This window comes from Sphingopyxis panaciterrulae, assembly GCF_014199295.1.
GTDB lineage: Bacteria > Pseudomonadota > Alphaproteobacteria > Sphingomonadales > Sphingomonadaceae > Sphingopyxis > Sphingopyxis panaciterrulae.
The window spans coordinates 25,309-43,647 of sequence record NZ_JACIJH010000008.1; the positions used below are offsets into that span (position 1 = coordinate 25,309).

At 69.0% G+C, this 18,339-nt stretch carries 17 protein-coding genes; 7 read left to right on the forward strand and 10 right to left on the reverse strand.

What is annotated here, in order from left to right:
- The first annotated feature begins 27 nt into the window (after positions 1–27).
- Positions 28–678, forward strand: coding sequence for an MAPEG family protein (locus FHR21_RS12470; protein WP_184098781.1), 651 nt, complete (start codon positions 28–30; stop codon positions 676–678).
- A gap of 3 nt (positions 679–681) precedes the next feature.
- Here FHR21_RS12470 and FHR21_RS12475 read toward each other — a convergent pair whose 3' ends face one another.
- The 3 genes from FHR21_RS12475 to FHR21_RS12485 form a co-directional block, all read right to left on the reverse strand.
- Positions 682–1,935 carry an N-succinylarginine dihydrolase gene (locus FHR21_RS12475; protein WP_184099048.1) on the reverse strand — a complete coding sequence of 418 codons (1,254 nt, stop codon included), beginning with the start codon at positions 1,933–1,935 and terminating at the stop codon, positions 682–684.
- 153 nt (positions 1,936–2,088) lie between these two features.
- Positions 2,089–3,090, reverse strand: coding sequence for an arginine N-succinyltransferase (locus FHR21_RS12480; protein ID WP_184098783.1), 1,002 nt, complete (start codon positions 3,088–3,090; stop codon positions 2,089–2,091).
- Complete coding sequence (locus FHR21_RS12485) at positions 3,087–4,295, reverse strand: hydrolase (RefSeq protein ID WP_184098785.1); 1,209 nt, start codon at positions 4,293–4,295, stop codon at positions 3,087–3,089. The genes FHR21_RS12480 and FHR21_RS12485 overlap by 4 nt, the downstream gene beginning before the upstream one ends.
- A gap of 348 nt (positions 4,296–4,643) precedes the next feature.
- On the opposite strand from FHR21_RS12485, the gene FHR21_RS12490 reads away from it, so the two are divergent.
- Positions 4,644–5,816: a GGDEF domain-containing protein gene (locus FHR21_RS12490; RefSeq protein ID WP_184098787.1), complete on the forward strand. Its 1,173-nt coding sequence runs from the start codon at positions 4,644–4,646 to the stop codon at positions 5,814–5,816.
- Between the two features lie 6 nt (positions 5,817–5,822).
- Here FHR21_RS12490 and FHR21_RS12495 read toward each other — a convergent pair whose 3' ends face one another.
- A complete protein-coding gene (locus FHR21_RS12495) occupies positions 5,823–6,242 on the reverse strand; it encodes a MarR family winged helix-turn-helix transcriptional regulator (protein WP_184098789.1) in 420 nt (139 codons plus the stop codon).
- A gap of 344 nt (positions 6,243–6,586) precedes the next feature.
- Between FHR21_RS12495 and FHR21_RS12500 the strand changes: the two genes are divergently transcribed.
- From FHR21_RS12500 to FHR21_RS12510, 3 genes are all read left to right on the forward strand, one after another.
- Complete coding sequence (locus tag FHR21_RS12500; RefSeq protein ID WP_246427201.1) at positions 6,587–8,353, forward strand: chloride channel protein; 1,767 nt, start codon at positions 6,587–6,589, stop codon at positions 8,351–8,353.
- A gap of 632 nt (positions 8,354–8,985) precedes the next feature.
- Entirely contained in the window at positions 8,986–11,079 is a 2,094-nt protein-coding gene (locus FHR21_RS12505; protein ID WP_184098791.1) for a malate synthase G, read from the forward strand.
- A 73-nt stretch (positions 11,080–11,152) separates the two neighbouring features.
- Positions 11,153–11,803, forward strand: a complete 651-nt coding sequence (locus FHR21_RS12510) for a DJ-1/PfpI family protein (RefSeq protein WP_184098793.1) — start codon at positions 11,153–11,155, stop codon at positions 11,801–11,803.
- Here the strand turns inward: FHR21_RS12510 and FHR21_RS12515 are convergent.
- Entirely contained in the window at positions 11,800–12,459 is a 660-nt protein-coding gene (locus tag FHR21_RS12515; protein WP_184098795.1) for a cation efflux transmembrane domain-containing protein, read from the reverse strand. The genes FHR21_RS12510 and FHR21_RS12515 overlap by 4 nt on opposite strands.
- Positions 12,460–12,663: 204 nt before the next feature.
- Here FHR21_RS12515 and trhO point away from each other — a divergent pair, with 204 nt between their 5' ends.
- Positions 12,664–13,401 carry an oxygen-dependent tRNA uridine(34) hydroxylase TrhO gene (gene trhO / locus FHR21_RS12520; RefSeq protein ID WP_184098797.1) on the forward strand — a complete coding sequence of 246 codons (738 nt, stop codon included), beginning with the start codon at positions 12,664–12,666 and terminating at the stop codon, positions 13,399–13,401.
- Here trhO and FHR21_RS12525 read toward each other — a convergent pair.
- Positions 13,398–14,024, reverse strand: coding sequence for a class I SAM-dependent methyltransferase (locus tag FHR21_RS12525; protein ID WP_184098799.1), 627 nt, complete (start codon positions 14,022–14,024; stop codon positions 13,398–13,400). The genes trhO and FHR21_RS12525 overlap by 4 nt on opposite strands.
- Positions 14,025–14,236: 212 nt before the next feature.
- Between FHR21_RS12525 and trxB the strand changes: the two genes are divergently transcribed.
- On the forward strand, positions 14,237–15,202 hold the full coding sequence (gene trxB / locus FHR21_RS12530) for a thioredoxin-disulfide reductase (RefSeq protein ID WP_184098801.1): 966 nt from the start codon (positions 14,237–14,239) through the stop codon (positions 15,200–15,202).
- Between the two features lie 242 nt (positions 15,203–15,444).
- On the opposite strand, the gene FHR21_RS12535 is transcribed toward trxB, so the two are convergent.
- From FHR21_RS12535 to FHR21_RS12550, 4 genes are all read right to left on the reverse strand, one after another.
- Entirely contained in the window at positions 15,445–16,245 is an 801-nt protein-coding gene (locus tag FHR21_RS12535) for a hydrolase 1, exosortase A system-associated (protein WP_338113146.1), read from the reverse strand.
- Positions 16,230–16,904 (reverse strand): alpha/beta hydrolase family protein, encoded by a 675-nt coding sequence (locus FHR21_RS12540; protein WP_246427202.1) that lies wholly within the window; start codon positions 16,902–16,904, stop codon positions 16,230–16,232. The genes FHR21_RS12535 and FHR21_RS12540 overlap by 16 nt, the downstream gene beginning before the upstream one ends.
- A 136-nt stretch (positions 16,905–17,040) precedes the next feature.
- Positions 17,041–17,322 carry an acyl carrier protein gene (locus tag FHR21_RS12545; RefSeq protein ID WP_184099054.1) on the reverse strand — a complete coding sequence of 94 codons (282 nt, stop codon included), beginning with the start codon at positions 17,320–17,322 and terminating at the stop codon, positions 17,041–17,043.
- A gap of 5 nt (positions 17,323–17,327) precedes the next feature.
- Positions 17,328–18,326, reverse strand: a complete 999-nt coding sequence (locus tag FHR21_RS12550) for a GNAT family N-acetyltransferase (protein WP_184098805.1) — start codon at positions 18,324–18,326, stop codon at positions 17,328–17,330.
- Between the last annotated feature and the right edge of the window lie 13 nt (positions 18,327–18,339).

Sequence of the window (18,339 nt, forward strand, 5' to 3'; positions counted from 1 at the left end):
CGGCACGATTCGATTATAGTGCGCGTCATGGCGGAGATGGACGATCTTCCCGAACCTGCGGGCGACGGCGACTGGCGCCGGCGGCGCCGCGCGGGCATGATCTCGATCGCGGGATCGGTCCTGATCGCCGCGCTGCTGTGGTTCGGGCTCCGCTGGATTGCCCCGACCATCCCTGGTATGGAAGCGCTTGCCGACCGGCTGATCTACGCCTTCAAATGGTGGTGTCTCGCGCTGTTCTTCTGTTTCGCGATGGGGGTAGAGGCGGTCGCTCACGAACGCCTGCAGTCGCCCGCCTTCGACCCGCTCACCGGCTATGAAACCCGGCGCCTGCGCGTCAATCTGCGCTATTTGCAGAATACGCTCGAACAATTTCTGCTGTTCACGGCGGCGCTGTTCGGATTGGCGCTCTACAGCGATGGCGGCGACGCGATGCGCGCGGTCCAGGCAACCGCGATCGTGTGGACCCTCTGCCGCTTCGCCTTCTGGATCGGCTATCATCGCAGCGCCGCGATGCGTGGGCTGGGCGCTGCCGGGGTGATGCTGGTGCTGATCGTCCTGATCTATCTGGTCGCGCGCATCGCCTTCGATCTGGGCGGGCCGGTCGCGGCGGCGGCGGCGATCGCCCTGTTCGTCGCCATCGAATTCGTCCTGTTCCGCACCACCCGCGCGCGGACCTGAGCGTCAGCCGAGTTCGGTCAGGTCGAGGGCTTCCAGCAGCGCCGCGCGCGCCCGCCGCACGTCGACCGCCAGCGCTGCCGATGCCAGCGCGTCGGGCGCGATCGCTTCGGGCCAGTGCGCCGCGACCACCGCCGCGATCCGGTCGAGCCTTGCCGCGTCGGCCAGGAAGCGCGGATCAACGCGCGCCGGGTCGGCGACGACGCGCAGCCGCAGGCAGGCCGGACCGCCGCCGTTTGCCATCGACTGGCGCACGTCGACGGGGAGCAGCCTGCGGATCGGCCCGTTGCCGGCGATCATGCCCTCCAGCCAGCGCCACACCGCCGGGGTTTCCCGCGCCTCGGTCGGCAGCACCAGCCCCATGCCGTCGCCGCCCGGTAGCGTCACGAGCTGGGCGTTGAACAGATAGGATTGGATCGCATCGGCCAGGCTTACCGCGCTCGCCGGCACCTCGACGATCTCGACCGTCGGAAAGGCGGCGCGGATTTCGGCGTGCGCCCCATCGCGGTCTTGAAAGGCGGTCTCGTGGGTGAACAGCACCCGCTCGTTGGCGACCGCGACGACGTCGTTGTGAAAGGCGCCGCCCTGGATCGCCGTGTCCGACTGGCGCAGGAACAGGGTGCGCGCGGGGTCGAGCCGGTGGCGCCGCGCGATCGCCTTCGACGCGTCGAGATGCTGGCGCGCGGGGAAGCGCCCGCCGCCGATACCATAGACGAAGATCTCGATCCCCGCCGCGTCGTGCCCGTCGCACAGTCGCATATGGTTCGCCGCCCCCTCGTCGCCAAAGGGCGCGGGAACGGGACCGTGCACCGAAAAGGCGGAATCGGCGAAGGCGAGCCGAAGCTGCGCCAGTGTCCCCTGCCATTCGTGGCTGCGATGCGGCATCGTCATCAGATTGGCGACGGTCAGATGGCAGCGGCCATCGGCGCTGTCAGGCGCGGGCGAGACGGTCGCGGCGTTCGCCGCCCACATCGACGAGGCCGACCACGCCTGCGCGCGCAGATGCGGCTCGGCGGCGTCGAGCGCCGTCCCCAGCGTTTCGAGCCACGCCGCGTCGGGCCGGTCGAGCGGCACGAAGAAACCCTGCGGCAGGCCGAGCGCCAGATTGCGGCGCATCTTCTCTATGCCCTGCAGCGCCGCGGCGCGCGGCTGCGACACGCCGCCGGCGTTCGATGCCGACGCGATATTGCCGCGGCTGAGGCCGGCGTAGTTATGCGTCGGGCCGATGATGCCGTCGAAATTGATCTCGGTGAGCATGATGTCCGTCCTATCCTTCCCCTCCTCTTCGACAGGAGGGCAGCGAGACTTACGCGCTTTGCGCGTTAGTCGCAGCGGGGTGGTGTATGGCTTCATGCGCGCTCTCGCGCGCCACCACCCCAACCCCTCCTCTGAAGAGGAGGGACTTTTCCCGTTCTACCGCCCGATCCAGCTTATCTCGTCGCCATCCGCGACTCCCAGCAGGTCCGCGCTCGCGGCGTCGATCGTCCCGCCGGCTCCCACCTTGCCGAAACAGCAGCGGAAATCCGCGAGCCGCCCCGCCGCGATCAGCGCGTCCTCGCCTTCGTCGGCGATCCCCGCCACCGCAATATGCTGCGCACCCGCGATGCTCGCGACCTGGTCTGTGCGCGCGGTCATCGTCGGGCCGCCGTCGAAGATGTCGATGTAATTTTCGAACGCGAAGCCTTCATTCTCCAGCATCCGCATCGCCGCGCGTCCGCTCGGGTGCGGGACGCCGATGACGCTGCGCGCGGTTTCGGGCAGCATCGCGACATAGACCGGATGCTTGGGCATCAGGTCGGCGATGAACTGGTTGCCGTGGACCGCGTTGAACTGGTCGGCCTCCTGAAAGCTCATGCCGAAGAATTTGCCCGCGACCCCGTCCCAGAAGGGCGACCCGCCCGCCTCGTCGATCACGCCGCGCAGCTCGGCGAGGATGCGGTCGCCAAAGCGCGCGCGGTGGCGCGCGATGAACAAATAGCGCGACCGCGCGAGCAGCAGCCCCAGCCCGCCGGCGCGCGCGGCAGGGTGGAGGAACAGCCCGCCGACCTCGCTCGCGCCGTTGAGGTCGTTGCTCAGCATCAGGATCTGCGCGTGAAAGGTGCGCTCCAGTTGCTCGCTATGCTTGCTGTCGGTGCCGATGCGATAGCTATAGAAGGGCCAGCGTTGCCCGACCTGCCCGAAAATCTGGCAGGTGCCGCGCACCTCGCCGGTCGCGCGGTCCTCGAGGACGAGCAGATACAATTCGTCCGCCGGATAGTCCTTGGTGGACGCGAAGCTCGCCTCGGCGCGCTCCAGCTTGCCGCGCAGCGCCTTCTTGTCGGGGGGCAGGTTGGTGAAGCCTCCGCCCGTCAATTTCGCCATTTCATAGATGCTCTGGAGATCGCCCGGCTTTGCCGCCCGGATCACATAGCTCACACAGTCCCCCGTTCTGCCAGTCTCGACAAGGTCAGCGCCGACAGCCGCGCGCGTTCGGGCAGGCTGTCGGCGATCAGAAATTCGTCCGACGAGTGGATCGCGCCGCCGCGCGGCCCCATGGTGTCGACCACCGGCACACCGCACGCCGCGATATTGTTGCCGTCGCACACGCCGCCGGTCGCCTTCCACGCGATATCGAGGCCGAGCGCGCTGCCGCAATCCCTGACCAGCGCGAACAGGCGCGCCGCGGCCGGACCCATCGGCTTGGGCGGGCGGTTGAAGCCGCCGTGGAGATGGCAGTGGACGTCGTGATCGCGCTCGATGTTGGCTAAAGTGCCGCGCAACGTCGCTTCGGCCGCCACCATGGCGGCGGGCGTGGCGGGGCGCATATTGACGCGCAATATCGCCTGATCGGGGACTATATTGTTCGGCCCACCGCCGTCGATTTTGGCAGGATTAACCTTTAATTCCAAGGACTTGAGTGCATTCAGCCGCAGCGCGAGGTCGGCGGCGGCGACAAGGGCGTTGCGCCCCTCCTCCGGGTTGCGCCCGGCGTGGGCCGAACGGCCGTGGATGGTGATGCTGAAGTTGCCGCTTCCCGGCCGCGCGCCCGCCAGCGTCCCGTCGGGCAGCGCGGGTTCGTAGGTCAGGGCGGCCGTCTTGCCCTGTGCCAGTTCGGCAATCAGCGCCGCCGAGGCGTGGCTGCCCGTCTCCTCGTCGCTGTTGATGAGCACGTCATAGCCGACGCGCGGCGCGAGCGGCGAGGCTTCGAGCGCGGTCAGCGCGGCGAGGATCACCGCGAGGCCGCCCTTCATGTCGGCGGTGCCGGGGCCGTTGAGCACGCCGTCCTCGATCCAGCGCAGCGACTGGAAGGGGTGATCGGCCGCGAACACCGTGTCCATATGGCCGGTCAGCAGCAGTTGCACCGGCGCCGCGGGCCGCACCCGCAGGTGCAGATGCGCGCCGCGCTCGATGGTCTGCACGCGCCCCGCCGCATCGACGCTCTCGACCGGATCGGGCGCGACGAGGCGGATGTCGCCCGGCAGCACCGCGAAGGCATCGGCGAGCAGCACCGCGACCGTCTGGAGCCCGGCCAGATTGCCCGTGCCGCTGTTCACCGCCGCCCAGCGCTCGACCTGCGCCAGCATCGGCGCCTCGGCGGCCCGTTCGAGCGTCGCGGCCTCGATTGTCGAAAGGCTGGTCATCGCACGGCTATAGCGGGCGGCGAGCGGCTTTTGCACCCCCGCCCGGCATTTTCTGCGCGACGCCGCAAGTCGCCGATGCCGGCGGTCCACGCGCGCAAGTCGGTGCGCGAATCCTTCAGCGTTAACCGAAAGTTTGCGGCCATGCTCCTACCCCGGCCGGGGGGTGGCGACGCAGTTTGAAAGCAGGAGCGTGATTCTCTTTCCTCGTCACCCCGGACTTGATCCGGGGTCCCGCTAAACGACGGAGAAAGCGGGACCCCGGATCAAGTCCGGGGTGACGAGACAGGGAATTATACCTTCCAAATCCAAACTGAGCCACCACCGGCCGGGGCAATGATGAGTGGACCGATGACTGCTGCCTTCGTGCTGGGCATTAATATGGCCGTTGCGGGCATTTTTGCCGTGGCCTTCGCCGTGCTCGCGGTAATGAACCGCAGCGCGCGCGGCGCATGGTGGCTGGCGCTCGGCTGCGGCATGGGCCTCGTCAACATCGGCCTGGAGTTTCTGCTTCGCCAGCAGACCGATCCGGTGCCGGTCAGCATCGGGATATTTCTTGTCTATCTGTCCGCGCTCAGTTTCGTCCTGATCGGGATCGCGCGTCATTATCGCGCAGAACCGCCCTGGATCGCGATGACGGCCGTCTGGCTGGTCGCGATCCTGCTGGTGCCGGTCGTCTTCAGCATGACCTATGGTTCGCCGGCGCGGTCCATCCTCTATCAGCTTCCCTATTTCGCCATGCAGGGGCTGTTCGGCGTGGCGATCTGGCGGTCGGGGCGCCGGCAGGCGCTCGACCTGCTGTTGATCGTGCTGCAGGCGGCCGCGGCGATTTTCTATCTGCTGAAACCCCTGTTCGCCATGATCGTGGGACCCGCCGCCTCGCCGCAGGACTATATCATGTCGACCTATGCCGCGATCTCGCAAAGCGGCACCGTGGTGGTGCTGGTCGCGACCGGGCTCGTCCTGTTGCTCGTGACGATGCGCGATACGACCGCCGAAATGGTCGCCCGGTCCGAAACCGACCCGCTGTCGAGCGTCTTTAACCGGCGCGGGTTCGAGCATCATGCCGAAACCGCGCTGGCGCGGGAAGGCGATATGGTGCTGATCGCCGCCGACCTCGATCATTTCAAGCAGATCAACGACAATTTCGGCCACGCCGCCGGCGATGGCGTTATTGCGCGTTTCGCCGCGGTGCTGGCCGACACCGCTCCGGCCGAGGCGATCGTCGGCCGTGTTGGCGGAGAGGAGTTCGCGGTGCTGCTGCCCGCGGCGCACCTGTCCGACGGGCGGCTCTATGCGGAAGCGGTCCGCAACGCCTTTGCGGCGATCGAACTGCCGAACCTGGGCATCGACTATCGCGTCAGCGCGTCTTTCGGCGTTGCCCAGTGGATGCCGCCGGAAAGTCTGTCCGACCTGCTCCATCGCGCCGACACCGCGCTCTATCGCGCGAAGGCGGGCGGGCGGAACCGGGTTCGCGTCGCGCTGGGCGATCTGTCCTCGACGACGACGTTCGGCGTCGCCTGACCATTTTCATCCGATCGCCGCGAGCAAATCCTCCAGTATCGGACGCACGCGCCGAATCTCGTCGCGATGCGTCGCCGACAGCGCCGCCAGGGCATCATGCGCCTTGCGGGTCAGCCGCAACCGCGCGCGGCGGCGGTCTTCCGTGGCGGCGATCCGCTCGATCCATCCATGATCGGCGAGCCGGTTGACCAGCCCCGTCGCGCTGTGCGGTTTCAGCATCAGACGCTCGGCGATATCGCCGACGCTCGGCGTACCGGGCGCCGCGCCGCGGATCGCCAGCAGCGCCTGATGCTGCTGCGGGGTCAGGCCCTGCTCGGCGGCTTGCGCTTCGCTGAACGCCTGGAAGCGGCGCAGCGCGTGGCGGAAATCGGCCAGCGCGGCATAATCGGCGTCGGCCAGCTCGGCCGGGGTTTTGGGATCGGCCATCACCGTAGCCCTGCGCCTGTCGAAGCGCGCTTCCCGGATAGGCGCCCTTCGACGGGCTCAGGGCTATGATGCGGATGGAACCGGGCAAGGGTCGGCGCAGCGGCGGGCGCGGCTTTCGGGGGAGGCATGGGCAAAGCTCCGTTGAATTATATCGCATTGCGATATAATGGCGCCCGCATCCATAGGGCATGGTGATTTCGGACTGACACCTCTTTCCGTTCGTGTCGAGCGAAGTCGGGACACCCATCGGGCTCGCGCCACTGCGATGGGTGTCCCGACTTCGCTCGACACGAACGGGCCGAACCGAAGCCATCATGCCCCGACAACCAGCGTTGGAACCGAACATGCCCGCGACCCCGGCCGCCGCCCCGAAACTCGCCGACCACAGCGCCGACCGGCGCATGCTGTTGCTCGCCGCCATGGCGCTGGTGGTCGGCGCGGGGGGCGCGGTCGGGGCGTGGGCGTTGCTGAAGCTGATCGCGCTGGCGACGAACCTCTTCTGGTTCGGGCGCTTCTCGACCGCGCATGCCGCGATCACCGATGCCTCGGTCGGGCTCGCGGTCGTCGCGATCCCGGTGGTCGGCGGGCTGCTGATCGGGCTGATGGCGCGCTTCGGGTCGGACAAGATCCGCGGCCACGGCATCCCCGAGGCGATCGAGGCGATCCTCTATGGCCAGAGCCGCCTGTCGCCGAAGGTCGCGATCCTCAAGCCGATCTCTTCGGCGATCTCGATCGGCAGCGGCGGGCCGTTCGGGGCCGAGGGGCCGATCATCATGACCGGCGGCGCGCTGGGGTCGCTGTTCGCGCAGCGTTTCCGCCTGAGCGCCGCCGAGCGCAAGACGTTGCTCGTCGCGGGCGCGGGGGCGGGGATGACCGCGATCTTCGGCACCCCGCTTGCCGCCATCCTGCTCGCGCTCGAAGTGCTGCTGTTCGAATGGAAGCCGCGCAGCTTTGTCCCCGTGCTCGTCGCGGTGCTCGTCGCCATGGGCTGCCGCCCGCTCCTGATCGGCGCCGGGCCGATGTTCCCGCTCGCGGTCGCGCTGCCCGACCTCGAATCCGCGCTCGGCATCGCCGCCGTGCTCGGGGTCGCGGTGGGGCTGGAGGCGACATTACTGTCGAACCTCCTCTACCGGATCGAGGACCTGTTCCACCGCCTGCCGGTCCACTGGATGTGGTGGCCGGCGCTCGGCGCGATCGTCGTCGGGCTCGGCGGGCTGATCGACGCGCATGTGCTCGGCGCCGGTTACGGCACTATTCAGGCGCTGCTCGACAACGGCCTTGCGACGCGCGTCGTCGTTGCGCTGCTGCTGGTCAAGGGCGTGGTGTGGCTCGTCGCGCTGGGGTCGGGGACGTCGGGCGGCATTCTCGCGCCGCTCTTGATCCTCGGCGGCGCCGCGGGGGCGCTCGCGGGGCAGCTCTGGCTCGGCCATCCCGGCGTCTGGGCACTCGTCGGCATGGCGGGCATCCTCAGCGGGGCGATGCGCGCGCCGTTGACCGGGGCGCTGTTCGCGGTCGAGGTGACGGGTCTGTTCGAGGCGCTGCCGCTGACCGTCGCCAGCGCGGGCGCGGCCTATGCGGTCAGCGTCCTCCTCATGCGCCGCTCGATCCTGACCGAGAAAATCGCGCGGCGCGGGCGGCACATCCGCCAGGAATATGTCGTCGATCCGATGGATTTGATGCAGGCGCGCGACCTGATGACCGCCGACCCCGCGACGCTGCCGGGGACGATGACGGCGGGCGACGCGCTGCGCTATTTCGCCGACGAGGCGCGGCACCGCAGCTATCCGGTCGTCGACGGCGAAGGGCGGTTGCTCGGCCTCGTCTCGCGCAGCGATGCGCTCGACTGGCGGGTGTCGGACATGCCGACCGACAGCAGTCTCGCCGATCTGGTGTCGGACGCGGCGCAGCCGGTCGCGCAGGCCGAAACCCCGGTCGGGCAGGTCGCCGACATGATCGTCGAATCGGGCATCGGGCGCATCCCGGTCGTCGACCCCGCGACCCGACGCGTGATCGGCATCCTGTCGCGCCACGACCTGCTCAAGGCCCGCCGCGCCCACCGCCGCGCCGAAACCGAACGCACGCGAACGGCGGGGCCGGCCGGGGAGGGATGACGCCAGCCCTCCCCCTTGACGGGGGGAGGCAGCGAGACTTGGCGGCTTGCCGCCCAGGGATTGTGGAAATGAAGTTCGCGACATTAGCAATCGTCACCCTGAACTTGTTTGGCAATTATACCCTTGGCATCCGTAAGCCTCCTTACTTCGTCATTGCGAGCGGAGCGAAGCAATCCAGAGCGGTTTGCGCGCACTCTGGATTGCTTCGCTCCGCTCGCAATGACGGGATGACGGATGCGAAAGCGATAAGCGCCAACTTGTTTCAGGGTCCATGGCCTGCCCTTGAAAGAAGGGCAGCGTAGAAGAAGAGGCTTGGCCATGGATGCTGAAACAAGTTCAGCATGACGATCTTTATGGGATGAACGTCTGTTCCAGGGGACTCGTCGCAGCGGAGGGGGTGCGGTGGCGGCCTTTGGCGACGGTGCGATGACGCACCCTCACCCCCATCCGACTGCGCCTAATCGCTACGCGATAAGGCTCCGTATCCCTCCCTCATCAAGGGGGAAGGGCTGGTGGGATGCGGAGCGGACCAGTCGCCCATTGCCTTCGCGCATCATTCGCGCCATAGGGCGCCGAGCCCTTTCCTCCCCGGGTCCCACAGGCGCAGCCGCGCAGACCAAAGGGTGTTTCGCATGACCGATTTCCTCGACCGCCATGGCCTTTCCGTCGATTCGCGTCTCGCGCGCTTCGTCGAGGATCGGGCGCTTCCCGGCACCGGGCTCGACGCCGATCGCTTCTGGGCCGATTTCGCCGCGCTGCTCGCGCGCTTCACGCCCGAGAATGCGGCGCTGCTCGCCAGGCGCGAGGCGTTGCAGGCAAAGATCGACGCCTGGCACGAGGCGCGCGCCGGCCAGCCGCACGACGTCGCGGCCTATGAAGCCTATCTGCGCGAGATCGGTTATCTGGTGCCCGAGCCCGCGCCTTTCGCGGTCGGCACCGCGAACGTCGACGCGGAGATCGCGACGATGGCGGGGCCGCAGCTTGTCGTTCCCGCGCTCAACGCGCGCTTCGCGCTCAACGCCGCCAATGCGCGCTGGGGCAGCCTCTATGATGCGCTCTATGGCACCGACGCGCTCGATGCGCCGGCGGCGAAGCCCGGCGGCTATGACCCCGAACGCGGCGCGGCGGTGATCGCGCGCGCCAAGGCCTTCCTCGACGAGGCGGTGCCGCTGGCATCGGGCCAATGGGCCGACTGGCAGGGCGGCGACCCGGCGCTCGCCGACCCGGCGCAGCTCGTCGGTCGCAAGCCCGGCGGGCTGCTGCTGCGCAACAACGGCCTGCATATCGAACTCGTCATCGACCCCGCCAGCGCGATCGGCCGGACCGACCCCGCGGGCATCGCCGATGTCGTGCTCGAAGCGGCGCTGACCACGATCATCGACCTCGAGGACAGCGTCGCCGCGGTCGACGGCGAGGACAAGGCGCTCGGCTATGCCAACTGGCTCGGCCTGATGCGCGGCGATCTGGTCGAAAGCTTTGCCAAGGGCGGCCGGACGGTGACCCGCACGATGGAGGCCGACCGCGACTGGACCGCGCCCGACGGCGCGCCCTTCACGCTGCATGGCCGCAGCGTGATGTTCGTCCGCAACGTCGGCCATCTGATGACGACGCCGATGATCCGCCTGCCCGATGGCGGCGAGGCGCCCGAGGGGTTGTGCGACACGGTGCTGACCAGCCTCTGCGCGCTCCACGACCTGAAAGAGCTGGGCAGCCTTCGCAACAGCCGCGCCGGCAGCATCTATATCGTCAAGCCCAAGCAGCACGGGCCCGAGGAATGCGCCTTCACCGACCGGGTCATGGACGCGGCCGAGGACATGCTGGGCCTCGCGCGCCACACGATCAAGGTCGGGGTGATGGACGAGGAACGCCGCACCAGCGCCAACCTCGGCGCGTGCATCGAAGCGGTGAAGGACCGCATCGTCTTCATCAACACCGGCTTCCTCGACCGCACGGGCGACGAGATCCACACCTCGATGCGCGCCGGCCCGATGATCCCCAAGGGCGAGATGAAGGCGTCGGACTGGATCGCCGCCTATGAGGATCGCAATGTCCGCATCGGCCTGGCCTGCGGTCTCAGCGGCAAGGCGCAGATCGGCAAGGGCATGTGGGCGATGCCCGACATGATGAAGGCGATGCTCGAGGCGAAGATCGGCCACCCAGGGTCGGGCGCCAACACCGCGTGGGTGCCCTCGCCGACCGCCGCGACCCTCCACGCGCTTCACTATCACGCCGTTGACGTCTTCGCGCGGCAGCGGGAGATCGCGGGCGAGCCGGTGCCGGCGCTGTCGCGCCTGCTGACCATTCCCGTCGCGCCGGGCAGCAACTGGACCGAGGCGGAGGTCGCGCGCGAGCTCGACAATAATTGCCAGGGCATATTGGGCTATGTCGTGCGCTGGATCGACCAGGGCGTCGGCTGTTCGAAGGTCCCCGACATCGACGACGTCGGCCTGATGGAAGATCGCGCGACGCTGCGCATCAGTTCGCAGGCGCTTGCCAACTGGCTGCTCCACGGCGTCTGCACCGCCGAACAGGTCGACGCCGCCCTCGCGCGCATGGCGGCCAAGGTCGACGCGCAGAACGCCGGCGATCCGCTGTACGAGACGCTGACGCCGGACGGCATCGCGTGGCGCGCGGCGCGGGCGCTGATCTTCGAAGGCGCGACGCAGCCGTCGGGCTACACCGAGCCGCTGCTGCACCAGTTCCGGCAGGCGAAGAAGGCGGGATAGGTTCCGGCCGCGGTTTCCAATCGCTCCCGACCGTCGTAAGGCTCCGTCCCTTTCCTTCGGCGGAGTCCTCCCCATGCAGATCGCGGTTCTGACCTTCGACGGCTTCAACGAGCTCGACAGCTTCGTCGCCGCCGCCATCCTGAACCGGCTGCGCGGGCAGGGGTGGTCGGCGCAGATCGCGGCGCCGACGCCGCAGGTCACCTCGATGAACGGCGTGACGATCGACCGGCAGCAGCCGCTCGAATTCGCGGCCGACGCCGATGCCGTCATCATCGGCAGCGGCATCCGGACGCGCGAGATCGCCGCCGACGCGGCGATGCTGGGGCGCATCCGGCTCGATCCGGCGCGCCAGCTCGTCGGCGCGCAATGTTCGGGAACGCTGCTGCTCGCGAGGCTGGGCCTGATCGGCGACCTTCCCGCCTGCACCGACCTGACGACCAGACCCTGGGTGATCGAGGCGGGGGTCGAGGTGCTCGACGCGCCCTTCGTCGCGCACGGCAATGTCGCGACCGCGGGCGGCTGCCTCGCCTCGCAATATCTGGCCGCCTGGATCATCGCGCGCCGCGCGGGACCGCGCACGGCGGAAGAGGCGCTCCACTATGTCGCGCCGGTCGGCGAGAAGGCCCTCTATGTCGAGCGGGCGATGGACGCGGTGCGGCCGTTCCTGACCGCCGGACCCGCGACAGGGCCCGAGGCCCATGCGGTGCAGGCGGCCGCGCTCTAACGCAGGGTGCTCTCGGCGCGGATCGCGGCGGTTTCCGCCGCCGCATCGCCGCGCAACTCGCCCAGCGCCTGCCGCACGATCTGCCAGCCGCCGCTGAGTCCCAGCATCGCGAGGATCGCCGCCACGACGATGTCGGGCCAGCCGGTGCCGGTGCCGAACACGCCGAGCGCCGCGGCGACGACGGCGATATTGCCGATCGCGTCGTTGCGCGAGCAGATCCAGACCGAGCGGCGGTTGGCGTCGCCGTCGCGGTGGCGCCACAGCATCAGCGCGCAGAGCAGGTTGGCGACAAGCGCGAGGATGCCGATCGCCCCCATCGTCTCGGCGTGCGGCAGCGTGCCGTTCGCCGCCATCCAGACGGTGCTGGCGAACACCCAGCCGCCGAGCAGCAGCAGCGACGCGCCCTTGACCAGCGCCGCCCGCGCCCGCCACTGAAGCGCCAGCCCCGCGACCCCCAGGCTGATCGCATAATTGGCGCTGTCGCCCAGGAAATCGAGCGCGTCCGCCTTCAGCGCCGCCGACTGCGCCGCGACCCCCGCGGCGATCTCGACCGCGAACATGGCCGCGTTGATCGCCAGCGCGATCCACAGTACGCGCCGCCACGCCCGGTCGTCCGGGGGCGGCGTTTCTGGACCGCAGCAACATCCACCTGCCATAAAGTCACCTTCGATTCCCGCGATGCGGTGCCCTATATGGACCCGGTCGTCACTGCGGGGTCAAGAGGGGCATTCATCCGCCTCATCACCCCGGATCAAGTCCGGGGTGACGAAGCTGGGGGAGTCGCGCGCTGCTTTCCGAACGGCGCTGCCACGCAAAGCGATCGGTTCGACAAGCCGCACGGCAGGCCCTAAAGGCGCGCCATGACCGTCACCGTCGCCGCCCTCTATCGTTTCGCACCCTTCGACGATCCCGCCGCGCTGCGCGCGCCGCTGCTCGACCTGTGCGCGGCGCGGGGGATCAGGGGCACGCTGCTCCTCGCGCGCGAGGGGATCAACGGCACCATCGCGGGCAGCGCCGCCGCCGTCGCCGCGGTGATCGCCCATATCCGCGCGCTCCCCGGCTGCGCCGATCTCGACGTCAAATATTCGGCCGCCGCCGCGATGCCCTTCGGCCGGCTGAAGGTGCGGCTGAAGACGGAGATCGTGACGATGAAGGTGCCGGGCCTCGACCCGGCGCGCGAGGCGGGGGCCACTGTCGCGCCCGCCGACTGGAACGCGCTGGTCGACGACCCCGGCACCGTCGTCATCGACACCCGCAACGATTTCGAGATCGGCTACGGCAGCTTCGCCGGCGCGGTGAACCCGCGCACGAAAAGCTTCGGCGACTTCCCCGCCTGGTGGCGCGACCATGCCGCCGAATTCGCCGGCAAGCGCGTCGCGATGTTCTGCACCGGCGGCATCCGCTGCGAAAAATCGACCGCCTTCCTGAAAGGCGAGGGCGTCGCCGACGTCGTTCACCTGAAAGGCGGCATCCTCGCCTATCTGGAACAGGTCCCCGAGGCGGAGAGCCGCTGGCACGGAAGCTGCTTTGTCTTCGACGAGCGCGTCAGCGTCGGGCACGGTCTGGTCGAGGTGGGGGACGCCCGCGACCCGTCCTAACCCGCCAACCGCGCCGTGCCATATTCGATCCAGCCGAACGGGCGCGGGGTTTTGGGCATATAGTGGGCGCCGTGCCGGTCGACCGCGAAGCCGGCCGCCGCATAGGCGTCGGCGATCGGGCGCGTCAGGTGGCAATTGCCGCCGATGCGCTTCCACAGCGGCTCGATCCGCCGCTGCCATCGGGCGACGCCGGCGTCGGGGGCGCCGCCATGTTCGAGGAACAGCGCGGTGCCGCCGGGTTTCAGCACCCGGCGGATTTCGGCAAGCACCGCCGCCTGGTCGGCGACCGAGCAGAGGGTGAAGGTGGTGACGACGGTGTCGAAACGCCCGCTGTCGAAGGGCATCGCCTCGCCGACGCCGCCGCGGATGTCGGCGTCGATGTCGCGCGCCTGCGCCGCCGCGCGGCTCATCGCGAGCAGTTCGGGCGAGGGATCGAGGCCCGACAGGCCGGTCACGCGGTCCGGCGCGTAAAATTCCATGTTGATGCCGCCGCCGCAGCCGAGTTCGAGCACGTCGCCCGTCGCGAGCGGGACGAGCTTGCTGCGCGCCTTCATGATCTGTCCCTGCGAACAGGCGCAGCGGATCAGCCGCGGCACGCCATGACGGTCCCACCAACTTGCCATATCGCGCTCTCCCCTTGGCGCGCAGCCTGTCCCTTGCTAGCGCGCTTGGCAACACCCATCTCGACCGGACGGTTCGATTGTCCCGTTCGTGTCGAGCGAAGTCGAGACACCCATCGTCGCCGCGCAAGGCCGAAGGGCATCTCGACTTCGCTCGATGCGAACGGATAAGAAAACGGTCGGAACGCCCACAATCAATCAGCAACAGGACGATCATGGCCAGCACCCACCACACGAAAATGCTCATTCTCGGTTCCGGCCCCGCCGGCCTGTCGGCGGCCATCTATGCCGCGCGGGCGGGGATGCAGCCGATCGTCGTGCAGGGATTGCAGCCGGGCGGGCAGCTCACCATCACCACCGATGTCGAAAATTATCCCGGCTTTGCCGAGGTCATCCAGGGTCCGTGGCTGATGGAACAGATGACCGCGCAGGCGGTGCATGTCGGGACCAGCATGATCTGGGACACGATCGTCGATGTCGACCTGAGCGAGCGGCCGTTCCGGCTGACCGGCGACGGCGGCGACGTCTATGTCGCCGAGACGCTGGTGATCGCGACCGGCGCGCAGGCGAAATGGCTGGGCGTTCCGGGCGAGCAGGAGCTGGGCGGCAAGGGCGTGTCGGCCTGCGCGACCTGCGACGGCTTCTTCTATCGCGGCAAGAAGGTGGTGGTGATCGGCGGCGGCAACACCGCGGTCGAGGAAGCGCTCTACCTGACCAACCACAGCGACGACGTGACGCTGATCCACCGCCGCGATTCGCTGCGCGCCGAAAAGATTTTGCAGGACCGCCTGTTCGCCAATCCGAAGATCAAGCTGCTGTGGAACAAGACGGTCGACCGCTTCGTCGCGGGCGACGGCACGGCGGGGCTGGTCGGGGTCGACCTGATCGACACGGTGACGGGCGAGACGAGCCACGAGCCGACCGACGGCGGCTTCGTCGCGATCGGCCACAGTCCGTCGACCGAATTGTTCCAGGGCAAGTTGCCGCTCGACGCGGACGGCTATCTGGAGGTCACGCCGGGCACCTCGCTGACCGCCATCCCCGGCGTGTTCGCGGCGGGCGACGTGACGGATAAAGTCTATCGCCAGGCGGTGACCGCGGCGGGCATGGGCTGCATGGCGGCGCTCGACGCCGAGCGATTCCTGGCCGAGGCCGAGTATCGCGCGACGGTGGATGCGTAGGCTTTAGCCCCTCCCCTTCAGGGGAGGGGTTGGGGTGGGGCTGTCGAGGTTGCGCAAGGCCGCAGGCCCCCACCCGCTGCGACTAGAGCGGCGTGCCGTAGAATCTGCATCACTCATCCCCGTTCGCCCTGAGCTTGTCGAAGGGCTGTTCTTTCTTTCAAGCGTAGCAAGAAAAAGGACGGTGCTTCGACAAGCTCAGCACGAACGGAAAAAAGGGTGATCCAGATTTAACGCACGCCGCTTTAAAGGGTAGGGTGGAGGATTTGTAATATCCAGCCCGCCAGCCAGTCGGCATCGGCGCCGGCGAAGCTGTGCGACGGGCTGTCGAGCCGCTCGACGGGAACCGTGCCGGGACGGCAGTTCTCGATGAACGCCTGCGCCGTGCGGTCGCCGGCGGCGAGCAGGATCGTGGCGGGGCAGGGGAGCGATGCCAGCGCTGCGTCGAGGCGCGCGGCGAGGCTGTCGGGTGCGGCCTGCGGCTTCTTCCGGCCCAGCGCCGCGACGCCGCGCAGCAATTTCTTCAGGTCGACCTCGCCCTTGAGCAACCGCAGCAGGCTTTTCGGGTCGCGAAGCCGCGCGAGATAGCGGGCGCGGATCGCGGCGGCGGGGGGCAGGGCGGGTGCGTCGCTCTCGTCGTCCTCGCCCCCTTCATAGGTCCAGGGGTTCGCGAGGATCAGCGCGTCGAGCGGTAACGGCCGGTGGAGCAGCAGCGCGCTCGCCGCGTCACAATTGCCGAAGGCGACGATGCGGGTGAGCTGCGGCGCGGCGGCGCGGAAGGCGGGAATCGCGGCGGCGATGTCGGGGCCGCTCGCCTCGAAGCCGCCGTTTTCGCCTTCGCTGTCGCCGATGCCGCGGCGGTCGAAGCGGAAGACCGGATGGCCCGCCGCGGCGATCCGCTGCGCCAGCATCGCCATGCCGCGGTGCGCGCCGCTGCGGATCTCGTTTCCGCCCGACACGATCAGCAGCCCGGTCGTCCCCGGCGCCTCGTCGAGCGTCGCGGCGAGTGCCGCGCCCTCGCAGGCGAAGGTCAGATGATGCCGCACGACCGGCTCCATGCGGCGATATCGGCGGCGATCGCCTCTGCCATGCCGGCGTCCTCGCCGGGCTCGGCGCGCAGCCACAGCGGGGTGCCGGCAAGGCCGTCGGCGCCCAATGCGACGCTGCGCAGCGGCTCGACCGGCTGCACTTCGGCGGCGCCCAGTTCGGCGATCATCGCCGGCGACAGCAGGTTGCCCGCGAGCAGCAGCGGCGCGGTCGCCGCCTCGGCCTGCAATCCGCCGAGCGTCGAGACGGTCCCCGCCTCGCGGTCGGCGGACACCCGGGCGCGCAGCAGCGTGCGCAGCAGCGACGCCCCGCCCGCCGGCGCGAGCCGCCACCACGCCGCGGCCCTGGCTGCATGGTCGATCAGTGCCCCGCCGCGCAGCGAGGCGACGACGACCGGGCCGCCGATACCGTCCACGACCCGAGCGAGCGCGACGCGCCAGCGGGTCAGGTCGGCTTCGACCAGCGGGATCGGGCTTTCATTCTGTCCCGGCAGGTCGGGCAGCAGCGCCGACAGGCCCTCGGCCGCGAGCGCCCGCATCGCCAGCACCAGCGTGCGCCGGGTGCGGTTCGCTTCCTCGAACAGCGGCGGAACGATCAGGACGGTCGCGCGCGGCGGGCCGGCGGGGGCGATGCGGAGGACATGTTCGAGGGCGGACATTGATGCGCCTCTCAGGGATTTACACCCGTCCCCGTTCGCCCCGAGCTTGTCGAAGGACCGCTCTTTTCTTTTGAACGCCGAACGAAAGAACAGCCCTTCGACAAGCTCAGGGCGAACGGGAAAGGAGGGGTGGTCACTATTCGCCCGCGACCTTGCGCACCGAAAAGGCGAGCAGATGGCCATAGGTTTCGAAAATCTCGCCATCGACCTCGTCGTCGTCGATCAGGATGCCGAGCCGGTCCTCCATCTCGGTGAGCACGGTCGCGACCGCCATCGAATCGAATTCGGGCAGCTCGCCGAACAGGCCGCTGTCGGCGGTCAGCGCCGCGGCGCGGTCCTCGCCGAGGCCGAGGACGTCGGCAAGCAGCGCCCGCAAGGTGGCATCGACGGCGGTGGCGGGCGTATCGGTCACGAGCATATCCTTCAACCGCGCCCGAGCGGCGAGCGCGCAAATGCCTTGAATGCCGGCCCCCATGCCGCGATGCGCGACGGATTGAAAGCCTCGATATGCCACAGCGGCTCGTGCCGGTTCATCCAGTCGCGCTTGTAGGCGTCGTTGCCGGTGCCGAAATCGACGTGCGCGACGCGGTCGACCGCGATCACATGGCGGAAGAGCGCGGCGGACAGCAGGGTGCCGGGCGACGCTTTCAGACTGTCCTCGACATGCGCGAGCTTGTGGATGAAGGCGGTGCCGTCCTCGACCGTCCAATATTGCGCCGCGACCGGCGCACCCTCGATCCGTGCGAGCCCCATGCGAAAGGTGCCGCGCGCGCTTTCGGCCTCGGCGAAGGCGCGCAGCAGCGCGGGGTCGCCTTCCTCAGGCTTCCAGCTCGCGGCGTAAATCTCTTCATAGGCCGCCCAGGCATCGGGGTCGAAGGCGGTAAGCAGCGCGATGTCGACGACGCCCTTTTTCGCCTTGCGCTTGACCGTATTGCGCAGCGCGCCGGGGCGGCTCTCCCACCAGCCGTCATGGTCGAGTCCGGCGAGGTCGAGCCAGTGACGGTCGCCCCTGGGCGCGGTGCGAACCCACCAGCCTGCATCGCGCATCGCCGCGGCGACCCCGTCCTTCTCGCTATCGGGGACGGGGTAGAGCGTCAGGCGCGCCGCCCGTTTGCGAAGCCGCGCGAACAGGTCTTTCAGCGCCGCGGCGCTACCCTCTTCGCCGACATAGAGCGGCCGGATCGCGAAGCTGTACCAGTTGGTCAGCCCCGCCAGCTCGCCCGGCTTCTCGACCCGAAGCGGCAGCCACGCGGTCGTATCGCCAGCCGCGCCGCACGCATCGAAGCGCCCGCCGGACGCGAAGCCGTGCGCCGCCAGCAGGTCGAACCATGCCGCGCGGTCGAAGGGCGAGGCGGAGCCGACGCCGCGCGCCGCGGCGGGCAGCGCCTTGTCATTAGCCCGATGTTCACCGTTCCCTTGCATGACGGGGCGCTCT

Coding starts and splice junctions, on each gene's coding strand:
- FHR21_RS12500 (WP_246427201.1), top strand. CDS start 6,587: ATGCCCGCGACCCCGGCCGCCGCCCCGAAACTCGCCGACCACAGCGCC.
- FHR21_RS12510 (WP_184098793.1), top strand. CDS start 11,153: ATGCAGATCGCGGTTCTGACCTTCGACGGCTTCAACGAGCTCGACAGC.
- FHR21_RS12470 (WP_184098781.1), top strand. CDS start 28: ATGGCGGAGATGGACGATCTTCCCGAACCTGCGGGCGACGGCGACTGG.
- FHR21_RS12515 (WP_184098795.1), bottom strand. CDS start 12,459: ATGGCAGGTGGATGTTGCTGCGGTCCAGAAACGCCGCCCCCGGACGAC.
- FHR21_RS12540 (WP_246427202.1), bottom strand. CDS start 16,904: ATGTCCGCCCTCGAACATGTCCTCCGCATCGCCCCCGCCGGCCCGCCG.
- FHR21_RS12495 (WP_184098789.1), bottom strand. CDS start 6,242: ATGGCCGATCCCAAAACCCCGGCCGAGCTGGCCGACGCCGATTATGCC.
- FHR21_RS12550 (WP_184098805.1), bottom strand. CDS start 18,326: ATGCAAGGGAACGGTGAACATCGGGCTAATGACAAGGCGCTGCCCGCC.
- FHR21_RS12545 (WP_184099054.1), bottom strand. CDS start 17,322: ATGCTCGTGACCGATACGCCCGCCACCGCCGTCGATGCCACCTTGCGG.
- trhO (WP_184098797.1), top strand. CDS start 12,664: ATGACCGTCACCGTCGCCGCCCTCTATCGTTTCGCACCCTTCGACGAT.
- trxB (WP_184098801.1), top strand. CDS start 14,237: ATGGCCAGCACCCACCACACGAAAATGCTCATTCTCGGTTCCGGCCCC.
- FHR21_RS12505 (WP_184098791.1), top strand. CDS start 8,986: ATGACCGATTTCCTCGACCGCCATGGCCTTTCCGTCGATTCGCGTCTC.
- FHR21_RS12485 (WP_184098785.1), bottom strand. CDS start 4,295: ATGACCAGCCTTTCGACAATCGAGGCCGCGACGCTCGAACGGGCCGCC.
- FHR21_RS12490 (WP_184098787.1), top strand. CDS start 4,644: ATGACTGCTGCCTTCGTGCTGGGCATTAATATGGCCGTTGCGGGCATT.
- FHR21_RS12525 (WP_184098799.1), bottom strand. CDS start 14,024: ATGGCAAGTTGGTGGGACCGTCATGGCGTGCCGCGGCTGATCCGCTGC.